Annotated in this window: 1 rRNA gene; it reads right to left on the bottom strand. The window is 54.7% G+C overall.

Features of this window, described 5'->3' with window-relative positions:
* Window positions 1-349 (bottom strand): 23S ribosomal RNA (locus EXE45_RS20680); the annotation flags it as partial.

Genomic DNA, 349 nt, shown 5'->3' with positions numbered 1-349 from the left:
AATCAAGTGCACTCCCTGGGTCGTTTTTCAAAACGCACGACACGACGCCGGCTCGATTCTCTTCCTACTAGAGGATCGCTCTTCGGTCGTTTTGAGAATCGCCTTGTACGCCCTGTCGCTCGATCGCCAGCTGATTTCAGGCCCTATTGCACCGCCCTTCTCGGGGTGCTTTTCAGCGTTCGCTCACGCTACTTGTTCGCTATCGGTCTCGAGGAGTGTTTAGCCTTTCCAGGGGATGCCTGGAATGTTCACAGAGGATATCCGACCCCTGCTACTCTGGATTTGACGCCATCCGTACTGACTCATCTTACGGGGTTGTCACCCTGTTTCACGCTCCGTTCCAGGAGAC

The organism is Halorubrum sp. SP9 (genome assembly GCF_005435015.1).
Classification (GTDB): Archaea; Halobacteriota; Halobacteria; order Halobacteriales; family Haloferacaceae; genus Halorubrum; species Halorubrum sodomense.
This window is presented reverse-complemented; position numbering and strand designations above follow the sequence as displayed.